1 protein-coding gene is annotated in these 1,006 nt (G+C 56.3%); it reads left to right on the top strand.

Annotation, left to right across the window (positions count from 1 at the left end; all coding sequences use genetic code 11):
- The first annotated feature begins 258 nt into the window (after positions 1-258).
- The gene (locus AAAU26_RS02395; RefSeq protein ID WP_217210642.1) at positions 259-870 is read left to right on the top strand and encodes a DUF3846 domain-containing protein; all 612 of its coding nucleotides are present in this window, start codon (positions 259-261) and stop codon (positions 868-870) included.
- Positions 871-1,006: the final 136 nt, after the last annotated feature.

Here is a 1,006-nt window from a genome sequence, read left to right as displayed (position 1 = left end):
GTGATTCTGGCTCGCACCAACATGGATGGCGAGGTCGTCTCGCTGACCATTGATGAGGTCTACCTGTTCCAGAAGTATCTGGCAAACCACAGCATCACCCTGATGGCAGACGACCAGAAGCTGCCCTGCATCTGCATCGACTGAGGTGTGCCATGCTGAACTTTTTTATCGGTTTCGCATTTTTTGAAGCAGGTGCCATTTTCGGCTTCTTCGTGGCGGCTCTGCTGAACGCCGCCCATGCCGGGCAGGAGGATGACCATGAAGAAATTTGAAGTGGAGATCACGGAGACCCTTCAGCGCACCGTGACCGTAGAAGCCGCTTCGCAGGAAGAAGCGGAGCGTATGGTTGACCGTGGATGGCGCGATGGAGATTACGTCCTCACCGATGAGGATTATGTGGGGGTCGATTTCAAAACGACCGGTGAGCACGAACTTTCGGAAAAGAAGATGCTGGACGTTCTTCTCGTGAAGCCCAATGAGCATCCCCGAAACGTCAGCATCGGCGCAGAACTCGAAGATTTGCAGCAGGCTGTGGGAGGCTCCATCGGCGCAAGCTACCCCTTTGCTGATGACCCGGTTGCTATCGTCTATAACGATGACGGAAAGCTCATGGGGCTGCCCCTGAACCGTGCCCTGCGGGACGAGGACGGGCAGATGTACGATGCCGTTGCCGGGACCTTTCTGGTGGTGGGGCTGGGCGAGAAGGATTTCGCATCCCTGACCCCGGAACTGGCGCAGAAGTACGAGCAGCTTTTTCATCAGCCGGAAGCCTTTCTGAAGTTGGGCAATCGTCTGCTGGTGCTGTCGGTGCCCGACGAACCTCCGACAGAAAAGCCCTGCACCAAGCCTCCGGCAGAGCATGACCGCTAAAATCCCCCTGCTGCACGGGAGGTGATGGCAGTGCAGGAAGAAATCGAACAGAAAACCTTCAATATTATGATCTCCACCACCAAGCTGTCTGCCCGGACTGTTCTCCGGGCGGTAAAAGCGGCGATTCGGTTGTACC

Origin of the sequence: Faecalibacterium longum (assembly GCF_040094125.1) — a bacterium.
GTDB lineage: Bacteria > Bacillota > Clostridia > Oscillospirales > Ruminococcaceae > Faecalibacterium > Faecalibacterium longum.
This window is presented reverse-complemented; position numbering and strand designations above follow the sequence as displayed.

Bases quoted from the DNA above. Each gene is read 5' to 3' on its own strand.
- AAAU26_RS02395 (WP_217210642.1), top strand. From the start codon at position 259: ATGAAGAAATTTGAAGTGGAGATCACGGAGACCCTTCAGCGCACCGTG.